Source organism: Allobranchiibius sp. GilTou73, assembly GCF_021391335.1.
Lineage (GTDB): Bacteria > Actinomycetota > Actinomycetes > Actinomycetales > Dermatophilaceae > Allobranchiibius > Allobranchiibius huperziae.
Genome location: NZ_CP090051.1, coordinates 3,229,772 through 3,252,634, shown reverse-complemented (window position 1 = coordinate 3,252,634; position 22,863 = coordinate 3,229,772). Strand labels below are relative to the sequence as shown.

The window sequence follows — 22,863 nt, the reverse complement described above, 5'->3', positions numbered from 1 at the left end:
TGCCGGCGCGCTGCAGGAGGTCGTGCAGGACGGCAGCGGCGCGGGAGGGCATCGCCGAGGCGTGGATGCATTTCGAGATCGACCTGTCCGCGGACAGCGCCGAGGACGACGACCTGGCCGACCGGCTGCGCAGCGTGCTGCACGACGTCCGCCTGGCCGTCACCGACTGGCACGCGATGAGTGCCCGGTGCACCCAGATCGCCACGGACCTGGCGGACCACCCGCCGTACCCGGTGCCCACCGAGATCGTCACCCGCACCTCCAACTTTCTGCGGTGGCTGGCCGACGGGCACTTCACCTTCCTCGGCTACCGCGACTACGTCCTCGACGAGGTCGACGGTGAGGTGGTGCTTCGGGCGACCCCGTCCGGGGGCCTCGGCATCCTGCGCAGCGCGTCCGACGAGTCGAAGTCCTTCGCCCGGTTGACCCCGAACGCCCGTGCCAGCGCTCGCGATCCGCGGCTGCTCACGGTGACCAAGGCCAACACCCGGTCCACCGTGCATCGGCCCCAGTACCTCGACTACATCGGTGTGCGCACCTTCGACGAGCAGGGCGCGGTCGTGGGGGAGCGGCGCTTCCTCGGGCTCTTCACCTCGACGGCCTACACGGAGTCGGTGCTCGCGGTGCCGGTGATCCGGGACCGGGTCGCCGAGGTCATCCGCCGCTCGGGCTTCCTCGCCGAGAGCCACTCGGAGAAGGACCTGCTGCAGGTCCTGGAGTCCTTCCCGCGCGACGAGCTCTTCCAGACGGGCACCGAGGAGCTGCACCGCACGGTCACCGCCGTGATGCGGCTGCAGGAGCGCAGCAAGCCCGGTGTCCTGCGCCGGATCGACGAGTTCGGTCGCTTCGTGTCGGTGCTCGTCTACGTGCACCGGGACCGCTACAACACCTCGGTGCGGCTCGCGATCGAGAAGGTGCTGCGCTCGGCGTACGACGCCCGCTCGATCGACTGGACCACCAGTGTCGGCGACTCCTCGTTGGCGCGGTTGCACTTCGTGGTGCGCCCGGCGCCCGGGCAGCCGATCCCCGAGGTCGACCTGGACCGGCTGCGCGAAGAGGTGCTGGAGAGCACCCAGAGCTGGGGCGAGCGGCTCGGCGCCGTCAGCCGTGCGGAGGACGGCGAGGACGCCTCGGCGCGGGTGATGAGCCTCTACGCCCGGGCGTTCCCCGAGGCGTACAAGGAGGACTTCACGGCCCGCCAGGGGGTCGCCGACCTTCGCCGGATCGAGGCGCTGGCCAGCGACGACGACACCAAGCTGACGCTCTATCGCGAGCCCGGCGCCGATCCGCGGGAGCGCCGGTTCAAGCTCTTCCGCCGTTCCCGGCTGATCCTCACCGAGATCCTCCCGGTCTTCACCGGGCTCGGCGTCGACGTCACCGATGAGCGTCCCTACACGATGCGGCGCGCCGACGGCGTGGTCGTGCACATCTACGACTTCGGCCTGCGGGCGGCGAGCGAGCAGTTCTGGGGCACCGAGCAGGACGCCGCGCAGGTGCGCGAGCGCTTCCAGGACGCCTACATGGCCGTGGTGGCCGGCCGCGCGCAGAGCGACGGTCTCGGCGCGCTGGTGCTGCGCGCGGGGTTGAACTGGCGGCAGGTCGCGATGCTGCGCAGCATCACCAAATACCTGCAGCAGATCGACTTCGGGCGCAGCCAGCGCTTCGTGGAGGAGACCCTCACCACGAACGTCGACATCACGCGGGCGCTGGTCGCGCTCTTCGAAGCCCGGTTCGACCCGGCGTACGACGAGGACCGCGCTGCGGCCCAGGAACGCATCGTCGAACGCATCGAGCAGGGCCTCGCCGACGTCAGCAGCCTGGACGAGGAGAAGGTGCTGCGCACGGTGATGGAAGTCGTGCTCGCCACCACCCGCACCAACGCCTTCGCCCGCAAGGCAGACGGCACGCACCTCGACGTCCTCAGCCTCAAGCTCGACCCCCGCGCGATCACCGGTATGCCGAGCCCCAAACCGCACTTCGAGATCTGGGTCTACAGCCCGCGGGTCGAGGGCGTGCACCTGCGTTTCGGCCCGATCGCTCGCGGTGGGCTGCGCTGGAGCGACCGACGGGAGGACTTCCGTACCGAGGTCCTCGGCCTGGTCAAGGCGCAGACGGTCAAGAACTCGGTCATCGTGCCGACCGGATCCAAGGGCGGCTTCTTCGCCAAGGCGCTGCCCGACCCGTCCGACCGCGAGGCCTGGATGGCCGGGGGGATCACCTGCTACAAGCACTTCATCAGCGGCCTGCTCGACCTCACCGACAACCTGGTGGACGGCGTCGTCGTCCCGCCGCGGGACGTCGTGCGCCATGACGGTGACGACACCTACCTGGTCGTCGCCGCGGACAAGGGCACCGCGTCCTTCTCCGACATCGCCAACGGCGTGGCGCAGGACTACGGCTTCTGGCTCGACGACGCCTTCGCGTCCGGCGGATCGGCCGGCTACGACCACAAGGCCATGGGCATCACCGCCCGCGGTGCGTGGGAGTCGGTCAAGCGGCACTTCCGCGAGATGGGGCTGGACACGCAGGCCGAGGAGTTCACCGTCGCCGGCGTCGGCGACATGAGCGGCGACGTCTTCGGCAACGGGATGCTGTGCTCACCGCACATCCGGCTGGTCGCAGCGTTCGACCACCGGCACATCTTCCTGGACCCCACGCCGGACGCCGCCACGTCGTACGCCGAACGCCGGCGGCTCTTCGCTCTGCCGCGGTCCTCGTGGGCCGACTACGACGCGAGCCTGTTGTCACCCGGCGGCGGTGTCTATCCGCGGACGATGAAGTCGGTGCCGATCAGCGCCGAGGTGCGCACCGCACTCGGCCTGCCCGATGGCGTACGCGCCCTCGCGCCGGCCGATCTGATGCGCGCCATCCTGCTGGCACCGGTCGATCTCTTCTGGAACGGCGGGATCGGCACCTATGTGAAGTCCGCCGTGGAGAGCAACGCCCAGGTCGGCGACCGCGCCAACGACGCGATCCGGGTCGACGGGAAGCAGCTGCGCTGCAAGGTGATCGGCGAGGGCGGCAACCTCGGTGCGACCCAGTTGGGCCGGATCGAGGCCGCGCAGTCGGGCATCCGGGTCAACACCGACGCCATCGACAACTCCGCCGGCGTCGACACCTCCGACCACGAGGTCAACATCAAGATCCTGGTGACGGACCTGATGCGCCGCGGACGCTTCGATCGCGCTCAGCGGGATGCGTTGCTGCACAGCATGACCGACGAGATCGGCCGGCGGGTGCTGCGCGACAACTACGAGCAGAACGTGCTGCTCGGCAACGCCCGCGCGCAACGGCACGCGATGGTCGGGGTGCACCGCCGATTCACCGACTGGCTCGTCGAGCGTGGGGAGCTGGACCGGGAGCTGGAGTTCCTGCCGAGCGATGCCGAGATGGCCGACCGTGAGGCGAACGGCAGCGGTCTCACCTCGCCGGAGTTCTCCGTCCTGGTCGCCTACGCCAAGCTCGTCCTCAAGGCGGACCTGGCCGACAGCGGTCTGACGGACGACCCGTGGTTCGAGGAGACCCTGGTCGACTACTTCCCGCGCCAGTTGCGCGAGGAGTACGCCGCCGATCTGGCCCAGCACCCGCTGCGCCGGGAGATCGTGATCAACACGGTCGTCAACTCCCTGGTCAACCGGGGCGGGATCACCTTCGCCTTCCGGACCAGCGAGGAGACGGGCGCTTCGCCGGAACGGGTCACCCGCGCGTATGTCATCGCGCGCGAGATCTTCGATCTGGCCGGGTTCGTGCGGCAGGTCGAGGCGCTGGACAACCTGGTGCCGACCGACGTGCAGACCAGGCTCTACCTGGAGTTCCGCCGGCTGATCGACCGCACCACTCGGTGGCTGCTGCACAGTCGTCCCGTGGCGCTCGACATCGGCAGCGAGATCGCACGCTTCGCCCCCGTCGTCGCCGAGCTGATGCCGCAACTGCCGCAGCTGCTGCAGGGCACCGAGCACGAGCGTTGGGCCAGGGAGACCACCGTCTTCGGCGCGCCGGGAGTGCCGCACGAGCTGGCCGGGCAGGCGGCGGCGCTGTTGGACGCCTACTCACTGCTCGACATCACCGAGCAGGCGCACCGGACCGGCACGCCGGTGCAGGACATCGCCCAGGTCTACTTCGCGCTCTCCGAGCGCCTGGGCGTGGACCGGCTGCTGCACGCCGTGTCAGCGCTGCCGCGCGAGGACCGGTGGGACGCGCTCGCGCGCGGTGCCGTGCGCGATGACCTGTACGGCGTCCTCGACGCGTTCACGGCGGCGGTCATCGCCGGCACGCCCGACGACCTGACCGCGACAGAGCGGCTCGAGAACTGGGTGCAGGCCAACACCGAATCGGTGACCCGGGCCGGTCAGGCGCTCCAAGGCCTCTCGGAGCTGGAGCACCCCGGTCTGGCACCGCTGTCGGTGGCGCTGCGCACCCTGCGCTCGGTGATCAGATCGGGGTCGGCCACGCACGCTCGCTAGGCTCGCGCCGTGCCCTCGCTGAAGGACGTCGTCGCCGAATGCACGGCCCTGCAGGAGCCGGAGGTCGAGTGGCTGCACCTGCTGGTCGCCGACTGGCAGCTCATCGCCGACCTGTCCTTCGCCGACCTCGCCCTCTGGGTGCCCTCGACCGAGGGCACCTGGGTGGCGGCAGCACACGTCCGCCCGACGACCGGGGTCGGCGTCTTCACCGAGGACCTGGTCGGGCGGGAGTTGGATCTGCCGCGGGACGAGTTCGTGCAGCAGGCCTACGACGAGCGCCGCCAGATCCGCTCGGCCACGACGTTGTGGCGCAGCGAGGCGCCCGTCCGCTCCGAGGCGGTACCGGTCGTGATGGACGGACGGGTGATCGCCGTCCTCACCCGCTACACCAATCTGGCCGCGATGCGCACCCTCAGCCGGCTGGAGGTGACCTATCTGGCGACCGCCGATGCGCTCGCCCGGATGATCGCGAACGGAGAGTTCCCGCAACGGGATTCGGCCGCGCAGGGCCGTCGTGGCGCACCCAGGGTCGGTGACGGGGTGCTGAGACTGGATGCCGAGGGGGCGGTCACGTACGCCAGCCCCAACGCGGTGTCCGCCGCGCACCGTCTCGGCTACGCAGGTGAGCTGGTCGGGGTGCGGCTGGCGTCCGTGCTGCAGCAGATGCTGCCGGAGCGCGGACCGGTGGACGAGGAGCTGATGCTCGTGGTGGCCGGACGTGTGCCGTGGCACACCGAGATCGACTCCGGTGACGCCGTCGTCAGCGCGCGGGCGATCCCGCTGGTCGAGCTGGGCACCCGGGTAGGGGCGGTCCTGCTCGTGCGCGACATCTCCGAGCAGCGTCGGCGCGAGCGGGAGCTGCTCACCAAGGACGCCACCATCCGCGAGATCCATCACCGGGTGAAGAACAACCTGCAGACCGTCGCCGCCGTGCTGCGCCTGCAGGCCCGCCGCCTGGACGACCCCGCAGCGCGCGCGTCCCTGGAGGACGCCGTCCGCCGGGTGGCGACGATCGCGGACGTGCACGACACGCTCAGTGCGCGCCTGGACGACCATGTGTCCTTCGACGAGATCGCGCAGCGGTCCATCTCGGCCGCCATCGAGCTGGCGAACCGGTCCGGCACCCGGGTGAGCGGCAGCTTGAGCGGCTCGTTCGGCTTCCTCACCGCCGAGGACGCCACCACCTTGGCGATGATCCTGGCGGAGCTCGTCCAGAACGCGGTCGAGCACGGCTTCGCCGACCGAGGGGGTCAGGTGCAGGTGGACGTACGCCGTACACCTGCCAGTGGCGGCGGCGAAAGGGACGATCTGGTGATGGAGGTGCGCGACGACGGCAACGGGCTACCCCCGGACTTCGAGGTGGCGAGCGCCGGACTCGGCACGCAGATCGTGCAGTCCCTGGTCACCGACCTGGCCGGGTCGATCTCGTGGGGGCACGGCCCCGAAACCGGGACGGTGGTGCGGTGCCGGGTGCGGGTCAGCGGCGGCTGAGGTCAGCCGGCGCGGCGGGCGCGGGCGTTGCGCCGCTTGAGCGCCCGACGCTCGTCCTCGGACAGTCCGCCCCAGACGCCGGCGTCCTGGCCGGACTCCAGAGCCCACTTCAGGCAGGTGTCGATGACGGGGCAGCGACGACAGACGGCCTTGGCGTCTTCGATCTGCTGCAGGGCGGGGCCGGTGTTCCCGATGGGGAAGAACAGCTCGGGGTCCTCGTCCAGACACGCAGCGCGGTTGCGCCAATCCATGTGTTTTCGCTCCTTGCACATCAAACCCCGTGCGCTAGCGCACACGGAGCTACTTTGGTCCGTCAGCTTGGTGATCCGGCGCAGCGGCTGGAGCCGGCAGCAACGACCTGTTGCATAACCCAACGACGCGTCACGCACGGATGTTCCTACTTTCACAGACTCCAACACTGGGACACAAGGGTTTCCGTCCGGCATTTCGGTCTCGAAGGTGAGTCCTTGGTCACATGACGCCCCCGCCTACCATCGTCGGGTGTCATCCAACGACCGCGAATCCGCGCCCCCGCGCCTCTCCACGGCCTGGCGTCGGGTGCTCCCGGCGGCACTCCTGGCGCTCCAGGGTGTGGTGCTGCTCGTGCTCGGGGTGCTGCTGATCATCCGCACCATCACAGGGCATGAGTCCAACGCCGGCCGTTCGCTGACGCTCGCGATTGTGGTCCTGGTCTTCGCGCTGGGTGCGGCACTGATCGCCCGCGCGCTGCTGCGGGGTGAGGAGGGGGCCCGCAGTCCCACCCTGGTGTGGGGGGTGTTCGTCGTGCTGATCGGAGTCACTCTGGCGCGGGGCGGTGCGCCCGTGGTCGGTGTGGTCGTCACGGTCCTGGGGGCCGCCACGCTCGCCGCGGGATGGACCGTGGCCGGAGGCCGGCCCGGCTGAAGGGTGCCGAGGGGTCAGGAGGTGGTTCCGGTCGCCGTGCCGACGAGCGGCACACCCTCGTTCGTCCGCGGCAGGCGTCCGACCAGGTCCTCGACCAGCACGGGGAAGACCTGGGTGCGCAGCCCCGCCAGGGTCTTGTCGGCGTTGTTGCCGAACGCCTGGTAGAAGCCGGAGAAGTCCAGGTCGATCCAGGCGGCGTTCTTCCCGTTCGAGACCAGCACCGAGGAGTGCATGTTGGACAGGAAGTAGGCGCCCTTCGCGCCGAACGTCCCGGGGGTGAAGAAGACGTCGCCGGTGATCCTGCCCGTGATCTGCGTGCGTTCCTCCGCGAGCCAGGCCGCGGTCATCGGGCCGTCCGCGCCGAACCCGTGGAAGGACAAGGTCACCGTGCTCACGGTGCCACCGGACTCCGGCAACGACACCGACCATGTGCAGCTGCTGTTGCGAGGAGTCTTGACGCCGCCGGGCAGGGTGAGCTTCGTGCAGGACGGTGTCTTGACCTTGGCCGCCTCGGGGAACAGGGTGACCAGCTGTTTGTCGGTGAAGACGGTGGCGGCATCCGGCCAGGACGACGGATCGACGTTCGGGTCGCCGGGCGTGGACCGCGTCAGGTTCCAGGTCGAGGGCGCGGAGACAGCCGCGCGTGCGCTCGATCCGGGGTCGACGGCTCCGGTCGTGAACACCCCGGTGGCCGTCTGCACCGGCCAGCTGCTCGGCCCGTCGTACGACGCCGCTCCACCGCCCCCGCTGCACGCGGTGAGCAGGATCCCGGCGGCGCCCATCAGGCATCCTCCGAGCGCGGCGCGCGATCTGCTCATGCCAGATCGACCACGATCAGCAGGTCGCCGCCCTCGACCTGCCCGGGGCCGCTCAGCGCCACACGGCGCACGGTCCCGGCGACCGGCGAGGTGATCGCGGCCTCCATCTTCATGGCCTCGATCGAACCGACCGCCGAGCCGGCCGTGATCGCGTCGCCTTCGGCGACCGACAGGGTGACGACCCCGGCGAACGGCGCCGCGATCTGCGTCTTGTCGCCCGGGTCCGCGCGCTCGGCCTGGGTGACCTCAACCTTCGCCTTCTCGTCCTTGACCTGCACAGGACGCAACTGACCGTTCACCAGGCACATCACGGTGCGCATGCCGCGTTCGTCCGGTTCGCCGATCGACTGGATGGACAGCAGCAGCCGCTTGCCCGGCTCCAGGTCGAGCTCGTACTCGGCGTCCGGCTCCAACCCGTAGAGGAACTCCCGGGTCGCGAGCAGCGACAGGTCGTAGTACTGCTCCTTGGACCGCTCGAAGTCCTTCGTCGGCCCGGGGAAGAGCAGCCTGTTGAGGGTCGGTCGCGGCATCCGGGCGAGTGCCTGTTGGTCCTCCTCGGACAACGTCGCCCGCGGCGGGGTCACGGTGCGGCCCTGCAGCGCCTTGGTGCGGAACGGCTCGGGCCAGCCCCCCGGCGGGTCTCCGAGGTCGCCGGCCAGGAAGCCGATCACCGAGTCCGGGATGTCGAACCGCCCCGGCTCCTGCTCGAACTCGGCCGGGTCGATGCCCGCGCCGACCAGCGACAGGGCGAGATCGCCGACGACCTTGGAGCTCGGGGTCACCTTCACGATGTGGCCGAGCATGGCGTTGGCGGCGGCGTACATGTCCTCGATCGCCTCGAAGCGATGGCCGAGGCCGAGCGCGATCGCCTGCTGGCGCAGGTTGGACAGCTGGCCGCCGGGGATCTCGTGGTGATAGACCCGCCCGGTGGGGGAGGCGAGGCCGGACTCGAACGGCTTGTAGAGCGCGCGGACCGCCTCCCAGTACGGCTCCAGGTCGCAGACGGACTGCAGGTCCAGACCGGTGGCCCGGGAAGTGCCGTCGGTGGCCGCGACCAGCGCCGACAGCGACGGCTGGCTCGTGGTGCCCGCCATCGACGCGCTCGCGGCGTCGACGGCGTCGACCCCGGCGTCGATCGCGGACAGAAGCGTCGCGAGCTGCCCACCCGCGGTGTCGTGGGTGTGCAGGTGCACCGGCAGGTCGAACCGTTCGCGCAGGGCCGATACGAGCGTCCGGGCCGCCGGCGCGCGCAGCAGGCCGGCCATGTCCTTGATCGCCAGGATGTGCGCGCCGGCATCGACGATCTGCTCCGCGAGCCGCAGGTAGTAGTCGAGGGTGTAGAGCTTCTCGCCGGGGTTGGAGAGGTCGCCGGTGTAGCAGAGGGCGACCTCCGCCACCGCCGACGTCGAGGAGCGCACCGCGTCGATCGCGGGTCGCATCTGCTCGATGTCGTTGAGGGCGTCGAAGATGCGGAAGATGTCCACCCCGGTACGGGCGGCCTCGGCCACGAAGGCGTCGGTCACCCGCGTCGGGTACGGCGTGTAGCCCACCGTGTTGCGGCCCCGCAGCAGCATCTGGATCGGCAGGTTCGGCATCGCGGCGCGCAGCCGCTCCAGCCGGTCCCAGGGATCCTCGGACAGGAAGCGCAGCGCGACGTCGTACGTCGCGCCTCCCCAGGCCTCGACCGACAGCAGCTCGGGCGTCAATCGGGCGGTGTACGGCGCCACGTGCAGCAGATCGCGGGTGCGCACCCGGGTGGCGAGCAGCGACTGGTGCGCGTCCCGGTAGGTGGTCTCCGTGACTCCCACGGCGGTCCGTGCTCGCAGTGACCGGGCGAACGCCTCAGGTCCCTCTCGCAGCAGCAGATCGCGGGCCCCGGCGGGCACCGGCCCGTCCGGATCCACGGCGGGCAGCTTGCTGCGCGCCGAGTGCGCGATGGTCGAGGAGCCGTACGGCCGGTTGACGCTCTGATGGGCCAGATAGGTGAGCAGCTTGGTGCCGCGGTCGCCGGGGACGCGCGCGTTGAGAAGTTGCGGTCGCTCCTCGATGAACGCGGTGGTGACCCGCCCGGCCAGGAAGTCCGGCTCCTCCAGGACGCTCTGCAGGAACGGGATGTTGGTGCTGACCCCACGCACCCGGAACTCGGCCAGCGCACGCCGGGCTCGGCGTACGGCGGTCGAGAAGTCCCGGCCGCGGCAGGTGAGCTTGACCAGCATCGAGTCGAAGTGCGCGCTGACCTCGGCACCGACGAAGATGGTGCCGCCGTCGAGCCGCACGCCCGAACCGCCGGCCGAGCGGTAGACCGTGATGGTGCCGGTGTCGGGCCGGAAGCCGTTCGAGGGGTCCTCGGTGGTGATCCGGCACTGCAGCGCGGCGCCGCGCACGTGGATGTCCTCCTGGGCGATCCCCAGGTCGGCGAGCGTCTCGCCCGCGGCGATGCGCAGCTGCGAGGACACCAGATCGACGTCGGTGATCTCCTCGGTGACGGTGTGTTCGACCTGGATGCGCGGGTTCATCTCGATGAAGACGTAGCGACCCGACGGGTCGAGCAGGAACTCCACCGTGCCGGCGTTGACATAGCCGATCTCGCGCGCAAAGGCGACTGCGTCCGCGCACATGCGATCGCGCAGTTCCTCGGGCAGATTGGGCGCGGGCGCGATCTCCACGACCTTCTGGTGGCGCCGCTGCACCGAGCAGTCCCGCTCGTACAGGTGCAGCACGGTGCCCTTGGCGTCGGCCAGGATCTGCACCTCGATGTGGCGCGGGTCCACCACCGCCTCCTCGATGAAGCAGGTGGCGTCGCCGAACGCCGCCTGCGCCTCCCGCATGGCCGCCTCGAGCGACTCGCGCAGCTCCTGCGGCCGCTGCACCCGTCGCATACCGCGACCGCCACCACCGGCGACGGCCTTGACGAAGACCGGATAGCCGATCTGCTCCGCGCCGTCGAGCAAGGTCTGCAGGTCGTCACTGGGCTCGATACTGCGCAGGGTGGGCAGCCCGGCTGCCTTGGCGGCCGCGATCGCGTGCGCCTTGTTGCCGGTCAGGTGCAGCACCTGCGGCGGGGGACCCACGAAGGTGACACCGGCCGCCTCGCACGCCTCGGCCAGGGCCGGGTTCTCCGACAGGAAGCCGTAGCCGGGGTAGACCGCGTCGGCCTCGCACTCCAGGGCGACCCGGACGATCTCCTGGGGGTCCAGGTACGCGCGGACGGGATGGCCGACCTCGCCGATCCGATAGGCCTCGTCGGCCTTCATCCGGTGTTCGCTCTTGCGGTCCTCATAGGGGAAGACCGCGACGGTGGCAGCACCGAGCTCGGTGGCCGCGCGGAAGGCCCGGACGGCGATCTCACCTCGGTTGGCGACAAGGACCTTGCGGAACACGGGGGACTCCCTCTTCCGGCTGCGGTGCAGACACGTCGTACTCGTGCGCAGCACCCTAATAGCTGGGTCAGCGCTGTCGGCCCGTGTCTCGCACCCCGGTCACGGGAACGACGAGAGGGCCGCCACACCGGTCGGTGTGACGGCCCTCGTCGGGAACCGGCTGGATCAGCCCACGTGAGCGGCGGCGTTGCCGTCGGTCTGCAGGTGCTCGTGGCTGACGGTCAGGAACGCGAACAGGCTCAGCGCACCGATCAGGATCATGCCGGCCGCCACCCAGTACACGTGCGAGGACGCGTACGTCTGGACGTGCAGCGCGATCTGGTGCTTGCCGGCAGCCACCTGTGCGGACGTCGGGGTCTGACCTGCGGCAGCTGCCGCCTTGGCCTTGGCGGCCGCGGCAGCACCGAGCACCTTGCCGTGCGCGGTGGCGGCATGCGTGAAGACCGTGGTCAGCGCCGCGATGCCGACGGCACCACCGACCTGCTGCATGGTGTTCAAAGCGGAGGCCGCTGCGCCCGCGTCGTCGCCACGGACGCCCGCGGTCGCCGTTAAGGTCAGCGGGATGAACACCAGGCCCATACCGAGCGACATGATCACGATGTAGGGGAACAGGTGGCTCCAGTAGCCGGAGTCGACCGACAGGTGGGTGAAGCCCCACATGCCGAACGTCGCGAGGATGCCACCGAAACCGGCGATCCAGCGCGGGTCGATGCGGGCGACCACATTGGTGGCGATGCCCGCGGCGACCACGATGCCGGCACTGAACGGCAGGAACGCCAGACCGCTCTTGATCGGGGAGTATCCCAGCACCTGCTGCAGGAACAGGCCGAGGAAGAAGAACATCGCGAACATCCCGGCGCCCACGATGAGCATCGCGAAGAGGCTCACCCCGCGGGTGCGGTCGGCGACGATGCGCAGCGGCAGCAGCGGGTGCTGCACGCGGCTCTCGACGATCACGAAAACGACGAGCAGGGCGAGGCCGAGGCCGAGTGGCACCAGCGAGAGCGCATCACCCCAGGAGTGACCGCCGGCGTGCGACAGGCCGTAGACGATGCCGAACAGACCGGCGGTGGCGGTGACGGCACCCGGAATGTCCAGGCGTCCGTCGTGTCCTTCTGACTCCACGAGGACCCGCGGCGCGGCGATCGCGACCGCCAGGCCGATGGGCACGTTGATGAAGAAAGTCCACTCCCAGCCGAGCGCCTGGGTGAGGAATCCGCCGAGGATGAGGCCGACGGCGGCACCCATGCCGGACATGGCGGCGTAGACCGCCATGGCACGGTTGCGCTCCTTGCCGACCGGGAACGTCGTGTTGATCAGGGCCAGGGCGGCCGGCTGGGCCAGCGCGGCGCCGACGCCCTGCAGGACCCGGGCGGAGATGAGCAGCGTGCCGGTGGGCGCGAGACCACCGAGCAGCGAGGCGATGGAGAAGATCCCGACGCCGAGGACGAACATCTTGCGGCGACCGAACAGGTCACCGAGGCGCCCTCCCAGCAGCAGCAGGCTGCCCAGCGCGAGTGCGTACGCGGTGACGACCCACTGCACCTGGTCGGCCTGCGAGAGGTGCTGGGACGCGTCACGCTGGATGCGCGGAAGCGCGATGTTCACGATGGTGGCATCGAGCACGATCATCAGCTGGGCGAACGCGATGACGATCAGCGCGATGCCGAGATGACGCGTGCCTGGTGGTGGCTCGGTCGTCTCGACCGACTTCTGCGTGGTGACGGACATGGGGACTCCTTCGGGGGCGAACTGATTCGGACTGAGTGAGCGGCGCGTCGGTTTCTCTGTCGTCGTCGTGATCGACGCTAGGCGTCGGTACCGACAGTGCTGCGGTCTGTTCCGGCGGCGCATGCCGGAAGCAGGACCTGCTCGATGATGTGTTGCAGTCGAGCCGGCGTCGGACACTCGTCGAGCATCACGACGTGATGGAATTTCAGGGCGGGGAGGACCGCGGCCAGCAGGTCCAGATCAGCATTCGCGCCGACCTCGCCACGACGTTGTGCGCGCTCGAGCACGATACGCAGACCCTCCATCCGCGGAGCAATGAATTTCTCGGTGAACAGCCGGGTGAACTCCGCGTCCCGGTGCAGTGCCGGCAGGACGGCGGCCATCACCTGGGACAGCTCGGTGGGCAGCTCGTGCGCGGGACAGAACATGGCGACCAGGTCGGTCTTCAGGCATCCGCTGTTCGGTACGTCCGGAAGGCTGTCCGCGCCGTCCGGACACGCGTGCGCCTCGACCGCCGCCACGACCAGATCCGCCTTGGACTTCCAGCGGCGGTACAAGGTGGCCTTGCTGGCCCGCACGTGTGCGGCCACCGCGTCGAAGGTCAACCGGTCGTAACCGCTCTCCAGCAGCACGGTGATCGCACCCGCGAGGATCTCGCGTTCGCGGTCGCCCTCGACCCGGGGCCGAGCAGCGGCAGGTGCAGCGACGGCTGCGCCGGTCGAGCTCATGGGGAATACCTCCGCTGGACGTGAAGTTGGCCCCGAGGTCTGCTGCGAGGACAACCGGATGGAACGGTACTGTTTCGTTTCATCCTGCACCTCTCGCACGCAACGTGCAACCGGGGCGGCCTGTGAGGGCGCTCACAGTGCGCTCGGCCGGCCCTGATCTTGTACGGGGCTGCGCCTGGACGTCGCTAATGTGCGGTATTGCCCGGTCTGCAGTGCGACAGCACGAGGCAGGTCGGAGACGGACGTCGTAGGACACACAGCACCGATGGAAGGTCGAGGCGAGCCCGGTGGCAGCGGTAGGGGCAGGAACGATCGGCTGGCGACGGCACACGGAGGCGGCCGCCGGACTGGTCGAGCAGCTACGTCGCATCCCGCCCGGCCGCCCGGTGCGGCTGGCGAAGAAGACCTCCAACCTGTTCCGCGCCCGCGACGACATCCATCAGCCCGGTCTGGACGTGTCCCGACTCGACGGCGTGATCGAGGTCGACCCGGTGGCCCGGACGGCCGACGTCCAGGGCATGGCGACGTACGAGACCCTTTGTGCCGCAACGCTTCCCCACGGACTCATGCCGTACGTCGTGCCGCAGCTGCGCACCATCACCCTCGGCGGCGCCGTGACCGGCCTCGGCATCGAGTCGAGCTCCTTCCGCAACGGGCTGCCGCACGAGTCGGTGCTGGAGATGGACATCCTGACCGGTGCCGGCGAGATCGTCACCGCGACCGCGGACGGCGAGCACGCCGACCTCTTCCACGCCTTCCCCAACTCCTACGGGTCGCTCGGCTACAGCGTCCGGCTGAAGATCGCGCTCGACCCGATCGAGCCCTACGTGCACCTGCGCCACGTGCGCTTCGAGCTCCTGGGCGATCTCGTCGACGTCATGGGATCGGTGGTCGAGAGCCGCGAACACGACGGCGAGCGCGTCGACTTCGTGGACGGGGTGGTCTTCTCCGGTGAGGAGAGCTACCTGGTGCTGGGCACCTTCACCGGGCACGCGCCGTACACCTCGGACTACACCGGTCAGCAGATCTTCTACCGCTCCATCCAGTCGCGCACCGAGGACTACCTGAGCACGCTGGACTACATCTGGCGGTGGGACACCGACTGGTTCTGGTGCAACCGCGCGCTCGGACTGCAGAACCCTCGGGTACGCCGCCTGGTGCCGCGCCGCTACCTGCGCAGCGACGTCTACTCCCGGATCATCCGCTTCGAGACCCGGCACGGGGTGATGGCCGGAATCGACGCACGCCGCGGCAAGCCCGCGCGCGAGCGCGTCGTGCAGGACGTCGAGCTGCCGCTGGGGCGCACGCAGGAGTTCCTCGAGTGGTTCCTGCGCGAGGTGCCGATCGAGCCGATCTGGTTGTGCCCCATGCGTCTTCGCGACGTGCCGACCGCGTCGCACGGGGAGGGCAGGCCGTGGCCGCTCTACCCGATGCGGACCGGCGAGACCTACGTCAACGTCGGCTTCTGGTCGACGGTGGCGATCGCCGACGGCGCCCAGGACGGCGACGTCAACCGCGAGATCGAGCGCGTGGTGCACGCGCTCGACGGACACAAGTCCCTCTACAGCGACGCCTACTACGAGCCCGAGGAGTTCTGGGCGATGTACGGCGGCACGACCTACGAACTGGTCAAGAAGGCCTACGACCCGGACGGGCGACTGCCCGACCTCTACACGAAGGCGGTGAAGCGTCGATGACGATGACGATTGGTGAGGTGTTCGACGAGCTGTTCGGCACCGAGTTGCCGCTGAAGGTGACGGCGTACGACGGGTCGTCGGGTGGCAATCCCGAGGCGCCGTACGCGATCGAGCTGCGCAACGAGCGTGCGCTGCGCTACATGGTGACCGCTCCCGGCGAGCTCGGACTGGTGCGCGCCTATCTGATGGGCGACCTGGAGTTGCACGGAGTCCCGCCGGGCAACCCCTACGACTTCCTCAACCTCTTCATGACTGATTTCCAGGTCAAGCGCCCGCAGCTGACGCGGCTGCCGAAGATCGCGAAGTCACTCGGGATCAAGAACTTCCAGGTGCCCCCGCTGCCGGACCAGGAGCAGCCGCCGCAGTGGCGCCGCGGCCTGGAAGGACTGCGTCACTCCCGCAAGCGGGACGCCGACGCGATCCGCTATCACTACGACGTCAGCAACGAGTTCTACGAGCTGGTGCTCGGTGACTCGATGACCTACACCTGCGCCTGCTATCCGACGAACGACGCGACGCTGGACGAGGCGCAGGCCAACAAGTACGACCTGGTGTGCCGCAAGCTCGATCTGCAGCCCGGACAGCGACTGCTCGACGTCGGTTGCGGCTGGGGCGGCATGGTGCGGCACGCGGTGGAGCACTACGGCGTCACGGCGCTCGGAGTGACCCTGTCGCGCAACCAGGCCACCTGGGCGGACCAGAAGATCAAGCAGATGGGCCTGGACGACCGGGCCGAGGTGCGTTACCTGGACTACCGCGACGTCACCGAGTCCGACTTCGACGCCGTCAGCTCGATCGGTCTGACCGAGCACATCGGGGTGAAGAACTACCCGGCGTACTTCAGCTTCCTCTACTCCAAGCTGCGTCCGGGCGGCCGATTGCTGAACCACTGCATCACCCGGCCGGACACCAAGACGCCGGCGCTCACCCGCGGGGGGTTCATCAACCGCTACGTCTTCCCCGACGGCGAGCTCACCGGTGTCGGCGTGATCACCTCCGCCATGCAGGACCAGGGTTTCGAGGTCCGGCACCTGGAGGATCTGCGCGAGCACTACGCGCGCACCTGCGCTGCCTGGGCGCACCGCCTGGAGGAGCACTGGGACGAGTGCGTGCAGGACGCGGGTCTGCCGATCGCCAGGATCTGGGGCCTCTACCTCGCCGGCTCGTCGCTGGGCTTCGCCCGCAACAACATCCAGCTGCACCAGGTGCTCGGCCAGAAGATCGGCGCCGACGGCGTCGCGGACTACCCGTTGCGGCCGTCGTACGTCTGAGTGCCGTTCGGCGGCAGCGGTGTTGGGGCGTGGACAAAGGAATGTGTTCGCCCGGGGGAGCGTTGACGCCTACGATGGACGACGTCGACCCTCGTGGCCGGCGACAACTCAACAGTGCGACGTGCCCGCAACTTGGGGGTGATCGGTTTCGACGTTGACCGACCTTTCAGGGGAAGCGGGTCGAGGATGCACAGTTATCTCGTTAACGATCTGTGCAAAACCAATAGGTGCCAATTCCAAGCGCACCGACTTCGCCCTCGCCGCCTGAGCGAGCCTCGAAGTCCGTCAGCCTGAGGTAGTTCTCGACTCAGAGTCTGGCGTCAGCTAGAGAACTTGCTGTGTCGTCACGCCGAGGGGCGACACGGGACTCTTACTCGGCTGGGCCTGTCAGGGAACGTGTGCGCGCGAGCCCTGGGGCCGAGAAAATCCTTTGCGCACTGCACCCGGAGAAGCCCTGGAGCGCGTTCAGCGGACGCGGGTTCGATTCCCGCCACCTCCACTCCCGGCACGTCGCACTGTTGAGTCACCACCACCCCGACTGCCCGGTACGGCCGGGATGAACTTGAATGTGTGGCATGCCTGCCATGCCTTCGGTTTCGAACTCCATCATCGTCCGGCTGGAACTGCCCGGACGTCCCACTGCCGTCAGCGAACTGACCGGTGCGGTCGAGCGGGCCGGCGGCCTGGTGACCGCACTGGACATCAGCTCCTCCGACACGGCGCGCATGCAGGTCGACGTAACCGCAGCGGCCCGGGACGCCGACCACGCCGACGACCTGGTCGAGGCCATGCGCTCGATCGACGGTGTCGACATCCGCAAGGTCAGCGACCGGACCTTCCTCGCGCACCTCGGCGGCAAGCTGAAGATCGAGTCCAAGGTGCCGATCCGCAACCGCGACGACCTGTCGATGATCTACACCCCGGGCGTCGCGCGGGTGTGCATGGCGATCTTCGAGCACCCCGAGGACGCGCGTCGGCTCACCATCAAGCGCAACACCGTCGCCGTGGTCACCGACGGCACCGCGGTCCTCGGACTGGGCAACATCGGGCCCCTGGCCGCGATGCCGGTGATGGAGGGCAAGGCGGCGCTGTTCAAGCGGTTCGCCGACATCGACGCGTTCCCGATCTGCCTGGACACCACCGACGAGGACGAGATCGTGCGGACCGTGAAGGCCATCGCACCCGTCTTCGCCGGGATCAACCTGGAGGACATCTCCGCGCCGCGCTGCTTCGACATCGAGCGCCGGCTGCGGGAGGAGTTGGACATCCCGGTCTTCCACGACGACCAGCACGGCACGGCGATCGTGGTGCTCGCCGCGTTGCGCAACGCGCTGCGCGTGGTCGGCAAGGACCTGGCCGACGTGCGCATCGTGCAGAGCGGTGCCGGCGCCGCGGGTACGGCGATCACCCGCCTGATGCTGCACGCCGGCGCCCGCGACCTGGTGCTGGCCGACATCGACGGCGTCGTGCATCGCGACCGCCCCGACATCGCGGGCGACACCACCTCGACGCTGGCATGGGTGGCCGAGCACACCAATCCGCGCGGGGTGACCGGCAGCCTCAAGGACGCCGTACGCGGCGCCGACGTCTTCATCGGGGTGTCCGCGCCCGACCTGCTCACCGGCGACGACATCGCCACCATGGCGCCGGACTCGATCGTCTTCGCGCTGGCCAACCCCAAGCCGGAGGTCGACCCCACGGAGGCGGCCGCGCACGCGGCGGTCGTCGCGACCGGGCGCAGCGACTTCGCCAACCAGATCAACAACGTGCTGGTCTTCCCCGGTGTCTTCCGGGGGCTGCTGGACGCGGCGGCCACCGACATCACCCTCGACATCATGCTGGCGGCCGCTGTCGCGCTCTCCGGCGTGGTCAAGCGGGAGGAGCTGAACGCCGCGTACATCATCCCCAGCGTCTTCCACCCGGGTATCTCCTCCGTGGTCGCCAAGGCGGTCGTCGACGCGGCCGGGGGCCGGGACCACCGGATGGCGGTCAGCCAACCGGATGAGGCGACCGTCTGACCGTCCGCGGTCAGCGCCTGCGCTGGTGACTGCTGCGTCGAAGCCGGGAGGCGACGGCGCGCCGGGCGACGGGCCCCAGGTCGTCGAACACATCGAGCAGAGCGGCAATCTGGTCGAGGGTGGCGAGCGCGGCGTCCGCGCCGTCCGCTTCGACGCCCTGCATCAACTCCACCCCGACGAAGCCGCACGTCACGGCATGCGCCAGGCCGCCGACGTCGATCAGGTCCGCGACGGGGTGACTCCTCAGCACTCGGCGCAGGACGCGCTCGACCTGCTCGGACCACTGACCCAGGCAGTACCTGGCGGTGCTCGCCAGCGCCTCGTCGTACTGGCCGGCCGCGAGCAGCTGGGCCATCATCGCGACGTTCCCGGCGCGGCGTTCCTCGGCGTTCAACTCCCGCGCCAGCACGAGGAAGGCCTCGATGTCGTCGATCGCGTCGAAGCGGTCGGCGTACGCGGCGACCCGGGTGTCCAGGGCGGTGCGGCAGGCCAGGTCGACCAGCTCCGCGACGGTGCCGAAGTGATAGAAGACCAGGGCCTGATTGACCCCCGCCCGGGTGGCCACGGCCCGCGCGGACAACGCACCGATCCCGTCCTCCCGCAGCACGGTGTCGGTGGCGTCCAGCAGCTTGGTCCTGGTGTCGTTCATCGCACCGCACGCTAGGGCACCGGGGCCAGGACTCGTCCACATCCGTCAGCCGGCCGCCCTCTGGCGTGCCCGCTGTCGCCGCTTGCTGCGACGACCGGCGATGACGAAGAGAGCGATCGACACCAGCGCCAGGCCGATGCAGATGGCGAGGTAGACCGAGACGTTCCCCGGTGGGGGTGGATCGTGGGTGCACACCGTCGTCTGGGTGCATCGGTGGCCCACCACGCAACTGGCTTCGACGCTGCACTCCCGGTTCCGCGATCCGCGCCAGAGTACGAACGCAGCCGCGGGGACTGCGAATGCAGGGAACAGCAGGACGCCCCAGAAACTGTGCGGCCGACCGCGACAGGCGAGAACCGCACCCACGGCGATGACCGCGACCGCTGGGAAGAAGATGACGCCGATGCCCGCCGTCAGCACGGTGACGACTCCGAATGTCGCCACTGCGGCCGCGGTGGTCGCCCACAGCAGGTACGCGGCCATATCCGAGACCCACGACGTGGGTGACCGCAACGAGCCGTCGGCCCGCGCCGAGATCGTGCGCATCGCGGGGTAGGGAGCCGGTAGCGGCGCCTTGAGCACTCGCTCAAATCTGTCCATTCGGCAATTTGAGCACTTGCTCAAACTGCCGTCAAGGGCGATGGGGGACCGGTTCGCGGGTCTTCGCCGGTGAGATGGGTCACTTCGTGGGCTGTTCGCGCAGTTCGAGACGTTTCGGATTCGAAGGTGACCGCGAGATCGGCTACGGTTGTCGAGTATTCACGCGATCTTGCGTTCTCTCTTTTGATCGGCCCACCTACTCCTGCAGTCTGCAGCGGGCCGACTTTCATGTATGGGCGCCGAGATCTTCGACGGCGCCATGCGCTCCCGCTCCTGTCGACACGGACTCATTCGGTCCGGTCACTTCGACATGTTCAGCGGTGGTCTGTGCGCGCCCATATCTGAGAGGCACGAGAGATGAGCACCCCCAAACAGTCCGGCCCCAAGAAGCAACGCTGGAGCCGAGCCCAGAAGCTCGAGGCGCAGCGCGCACCCGTCCGCCGCGCGGACGGCGCGCCCAGCCGCTCGGCCGAGGGTCCGCGATCCGCTGACCGCCGGCAGGGCTCGGCAGGTGGCCCGCGCTCGTACGGCAGCCGCGACCAGCGCCCGTCGTACAACCGCGACGACCGTGCGGACCGTGGGGAGCGCCGCTCCTACGGCAACCGCGAGGACCGGCCCAGCTACAACCGGGACAACCGCAGCGACCGCAGTGAGCCCCGTTCGTACGGCAACCGGGATGACCGGCCCAGCTACAACCGTGCCGACCGCGGTGAGCGCCGAACCCCGAGCAACCGGGGCGAGCGCGGTGACCGGCCCTCCTACAACCGCGACGACCGTCCGACCTACAACCGCAGCGACCGCAGCGAGCCGCGTTCCTACGGCAATCGCGATGACCGTCCCCGCTACAACCGTGCCGACCGTGACGAACGCGGCGGCGAGCGCCGGACGCCGAGCAATCGCAGTGACCGGCCCAGCTACAACCGCGACGACCGTGGCGAGCGTCGCTCCTACGGCAACCGCGAGGACCGTCCCAGTTACGGCCGCGGTCCCCGCGACGAGCACCGGTCCAGCCGCCCGCGCAGCGATGAGCGCACCTATCCCCGCACCGATCACCGCTTCGAGCCGAAGGCAGATTCACCCGTGACCCAGCAGATCGCCCCCGTCGACACCGCCCCGGCGGCGCCCGAGAAGGCGGCGGTTCACACTCCCGACGGCCCCAACGGGTTCGAGGCGCTCGGCCTGCCCGAGCCGCTCGTACGCCGCTTGGCCCGCGACGGCATCACCACGCCGTTCCCGATCCAGGAGGCGACCATCCCGGACGCACTCGCCGGGCGCGACGTGCTCGGCCGCGGCCGCACCGGGTCCGGTAAGACGCTGGCCTTCGGCCTGCCCGCCCTCACCCGGCTCGCGCAGGGCGGCAAGGCACGCCCGGGCTGCCCCCGCGCGATCGTGCTGGTGCCGACCCGTGAGCTGGCCATGCAGGTCGCCGACGCGCTGCAGCCGCTGGTGCACGCCATCGGTCTGCACCACAAGCTGGTCGCCGGCGGTATGCCGTACGAGCCGCAGCTGCAGGCCCTGGCCCGCGGCGTGGACCTGCTCATCGCCACGCCCGGCCGTCTGATGGACCTCATCGACCGCGGTGCGGCCGACCTGTCGCGCGTCGAGATCGCGGTGCTGGACGAGGCCGACCACATGGCCGAGATGGGCTTCCTGGAGGACATCACCAAGATCCTCGACGACGTCCCCGCCGGCGGTCAGCGCCTGCTCTTCTCCGCGACGCTGGACCGTGGCATCGACACCGTCGTCGACCGTTATCTGATCGACCCGGTCACCCATTCCACCGACGACGGCACGGTGAGCGTGACCAACATGGCGCACCACGCGCTACTCATCGAGCCGCGTGACAAGAAGGTCGTCACGGCCGAGGTCGCGAACCGCGAGGGCCGCACCGTGGTCTTCTCCCGCACCAAGCTCGGCGCGGACCGCATCGCCAGCGAACTGCGCGAGCAGGGCGTCCTCGCGGCCGCACTGCACGGCGGCCTCAACCAGGGCCAGCGCAACAAGGTGCTGAGCGCCTTCAAGGACGGCCGCATCCCCGTCCTCGTCGCGACGGATGTCGCCGCGCGCGGTATCCACGTCGACGACGTGGGTGTGGTGCTGCAGGTCGACCCGCCGGCGGACCACAAGGACTACCTGCACCGTGCCGGACGTACGGCGCGTGCGGGCGAGGCCGGCACCGTCGTCACCCTGGCCCTGCCGCATCAGCGCAAGGCCGTCACCCGGCTGCTGGAGCAGGCGGGCGTGGAGTCGGGCCTGCAGCGTGCGCGTCCGGGCGACGAGGTCATCCGGGCCACCGGTGGCCGCACTCCGCAGGAGCGCTCGATCTCCGACCAGGACCTGCACCGCATCCTCACCCCCCAGCGCGAGGCGGGTCGCGGCGGCGGTCGTGGCGGCTCCAGCCGTGGCGGTAGCGGTCGTCCGGGCAACTACCGAGGCGGTCCCGGTGGCGGCTCCGGTCGTCGTACCGACGGGCCCTACCGAGGTCGACCGAGGGGCTGACCCTCGAGTCTCGCGCGGGGCAGAATGAACGGCATGGACGATCTCACCGGTCGGCTGCTGATCGCCTCCCCGCGCGAGGGCATCGGCAGCGAGGAGGACGCCGAGGGCGACGTCTTCGACCGCAGCGTCGTCCTCGTCCTGCATCACGACGACGACGGTGCGCACGGGCTGGTCCTCAACCGACCGCTGGCGGCCGATGTCGACTCGGTCCTGCCCGGTTGGCAGGAGCACGTCAACGCTCCGCCGCTGATCTTCCAGGGCGGGCCGGTGTCCATGGACACCGCGCTCGGCCTGGTCCGGATGCCCGGCACCACCGAATCGGTCGGCATCAAGCGGTTGTTCGGGGCGGTCGGTCTGGTCGACCTCGACGCGCCGCCGCTCGTGGTCGTCCCGGAGGTCGCGGGCATCCGCATCTTCGCCGGCTACGCCGGCTGGTCCGGGGGCAGTTGGAGGGCGAGATCGACATGGGGTCCTGGTTCGTGGTGGACGCCGAGGCCGAGGACGCGTTCACGCTGCAGCCCGGTGACCTCTGGGCCAGCGTCCTACGGCGCCAGCGCGGCACGTTGCGCTTCCTTGCGTCCTACCCGGCGGATCCCTCGCTGAACTGACCGGGTG

Annotated in this window: 15 protein-coding genes and 1 other RNA gene; 9 read left to right on the top strand and 7 right to left on the bottom strand. The window is 69.6% G+C overall.

The window, feature by feature from the left end; genetic code table 11:
• The first annotated feature begins 65 nt into the window (after positions 1–65).
• Together LVQ62_RS16040 and LVQ62_RS16035 are read left to right on the top strand one after the other, a co-directional pair.
• Positions 66–4,463: an NAD-glutamate dehydrogenase gene (locus LVQ62_RS16040; protein WP_255696439.1), complete on the top strand. Its 4,398-nt coding sequence runs from the start codon at positions 66–68 to the stop codon at positions 4,461–4,463.
• Between the two features lie 9 nt (positions 4,464–4,472).
• Positions 4,473–5,954 (top strand): sensor histidine kinase, encoded by a 1,482-nt coding sequence (locus tag LVQ62_RS16035; protein WP_233763097.1) that lies wholly within the window; start codon positions 4,473–4,475, stop codon positions 5,952–5,954.
• Between the two features lie 2 nt (positions 5,955–5,956).
• Here the strand turns inward: LVQ62_RS16035 and LVQ62_RS16030 are convergent, their stop codons facing one another.
• Positions 5,957–6,205 carry a WhiB family transcriptional regulator gene (locus LVQ62_RS16030; RefSeq protein ID WP_179479604.1) on the bottom strand — a complete coding sequence of 83 codons (249 nt, stop codon included), beginning with the start codon at positions 6,203–6,205 and terminating at the stop codon, positions 5,957–5,959.
• Between the two features lie 250 nt (positions 6,206–6,455).
• On the opposite strand from LVQ62_RS16030, the gene LVQ62_RS16025 reads away from it, so the two are divergent.
• Positions 6,456–6,857, top strand: a complete 402-nt coding sequence (locus tag LVQ62_RS16025; RefSeq protein ID WP_233763095.1) for a hypothetical protein — start codon at positions 6,456–6,458, stop codon at positions 6,855–6,857.
• A gap of 14 nt (positions 6,858–6,871) precedes the next feature.
• On the opposite strand, the gene LVQ62_RS16020 is transcribed toward LVQ62_RS16025, so the two are convergent.
• From LVQ62_RS16020 to LVQ62_RS16005, 4 genes are all read right to left on the bottom strand, one after another.
• A complete protein-coding gene (locus tag LVQ62_RS16020) occupies positions 6,872–7,675 on the bottom strand; it encodes a hypothetical protein (protein WP_233763093.1) in 804 nt (267 codons plus the stop codon).
• Positions 7,672–11,055 carry a pyruvate carboxylase gene (locus tag LVQ62_RS16015; protein WP_233763091.1) on the bottom strand — a complete coding sequence of 1,128 codons (3,384 nt, stop codon included), beginning with the start codon at positions 11,053–11,055 and terminating at the stop codon, positions 7,672–7,674. Before LVQ62_RS16015 ends, LVQ62_RS16020 begins: the two co-directional genes overlap by 4 nt.
• Positions 11,056–11,220: 165 nt before the next feature.
• Positions 11,221–12,786: an MFS transporter gene (locus LVQ62_RS16010; RefSeq protein ID WP_233763089.1), complete on the bottom strand. Its 1,566-nt coding sequence runs from the start codon at positions 12,784–12,786 to the stop codon at positions 11,221–11,223.
• 77 nt (positions 12,787–12,863) lie between these two features.
• Positions 12,864–13,514: a TetR/AcrR family transcriptional regulator gene (locus LVQ62_RS16005; protein WP_233763087.1), complete on the bottom strand. Its 651-nt coding sequence runs from the start codon at positions 13,512–13,514 to the stop codon at positions 12,864–12,866.
• 287 nt (positions 13,515–13,801) lie between these two features.
• Between LVQ62_RS16005 and LVQ62_RS16000 the strand changes: the two genes are divergently transcribed.
• The 4 genes from LVQ62_RS16000 (at position 13,802) to LVQ62_RS15985 (ending at position 18,500) form a co-directional block, all read left to right on the top strand.
• Positions 13,802–15,211, top strand: a complete 1,410-nt coding sequence (locus tag LVQ62_RS16000) for an FAD-binding oxidoreductase (protein WP_233763085.1) — start codon at positions 13,802–13,804, stop codon at positions 15,209–15,211.
• Positions 15,208–16,482 carry a cyclopropane-fatty-acyl-phospholipid synthase family protein gene (locus LVQ62_RS15995; RefSeq protein WP_233763083.1) on the top strand — a complete coding sequence of 425 codons (1,275 nt, stop codon included), beginning with the start codon at positions 15,208–15,210 and terminating at the stop codon, positions 16,480–16,482. Before LVQ62_RS16000 ends, LVQ62_RS15995 begins: the two co-directional genes overlap by 4 nt.
• A 134-nt stretch (positions 16,483–16,616) precedes the next feature.
• Positions 16,617–16,984: a transfer-messenger RNA gene (ssrA, locus tag LVQ62_RS15990) on the top strand.
• 73 nt (positions 16,985–17,057) lie between these two features.
• Entirely contained in the window at positions 17,058–18,500 is a 1,443-nt protein-coding gene (locus tag LVQ62_RS15985; RefSeq protein WP_233763081.1) for an NAD-dependent malic enzyme, read from the top strand.
• A gap of 10 nt (positions 18,501–18,510) precedes the next feature.
• Here the strand turns inward: LVQ62_RS15985 and LVQ62_RS15980 are convergent, their stop codons facing one another.
• Together LVQ62_RS15980 and LVQ62_RS15975 are read right to left on the bottom strand one after the other, a co-directional pair.
• Positions 18,511–19,149: a TetR/AcrR family transcriptional regulator gene (locus tag LVQ62_RS15980; RefSeq protein ID WP_233763079.1), complete on the bottom strand. Its 639-nt coding sequence runs from the start codon at positions 19,147–19,149 to the stop codon at positions 18,511–18,513.
• 45 nt (positions 19,150–19,194) lie between these two features.
• Positions 19,195–19,749, bottom strand: a complete 555-nt coding sequence (locus tag LVQ62_RS15975; RefSeq protein ID WP_233763077.1) for a hypothetical protein — start codon at positions 19,747–19,749, stop codon at positions 19,195–19,197.
• A 357-nt stretch (positions 19,750–20,106) separates the two neighbouring features.
• Between LVQ62_RS15975 and LVQ62_RS15970 the strand changes: the two genes are divergently transcribed.
• Both LVQ62_RS15970 and LVQ62_RS15965 read left to right on the top strand, forming a co-directional pair.
• On the top strand, positions 20,107–22,248 hold the full coding sequence (locus LVQ62_RS15970; protein WP_233763075.1) for a DEAD/DEAH box helicase: 2,142 nt from the start codon (positions 20,107–20,109) through the stop codon (positions 22,246–22,248).
• A 33-nt stretch (positions 22,249–22,281) separates the two neighbouring features.
• Positions 22,282–22,851, top strand: coding sequence for a YqgE/AlgH family protein (locus LVQ62_RS15965; protein ID WP_370639641.1), 570 nt, complete (start codon positions 22,282–22,284; stop codon positions 22,849–22,851).
• Positions 22,852–22,863 lie beyond the last annotated feature (12 nt).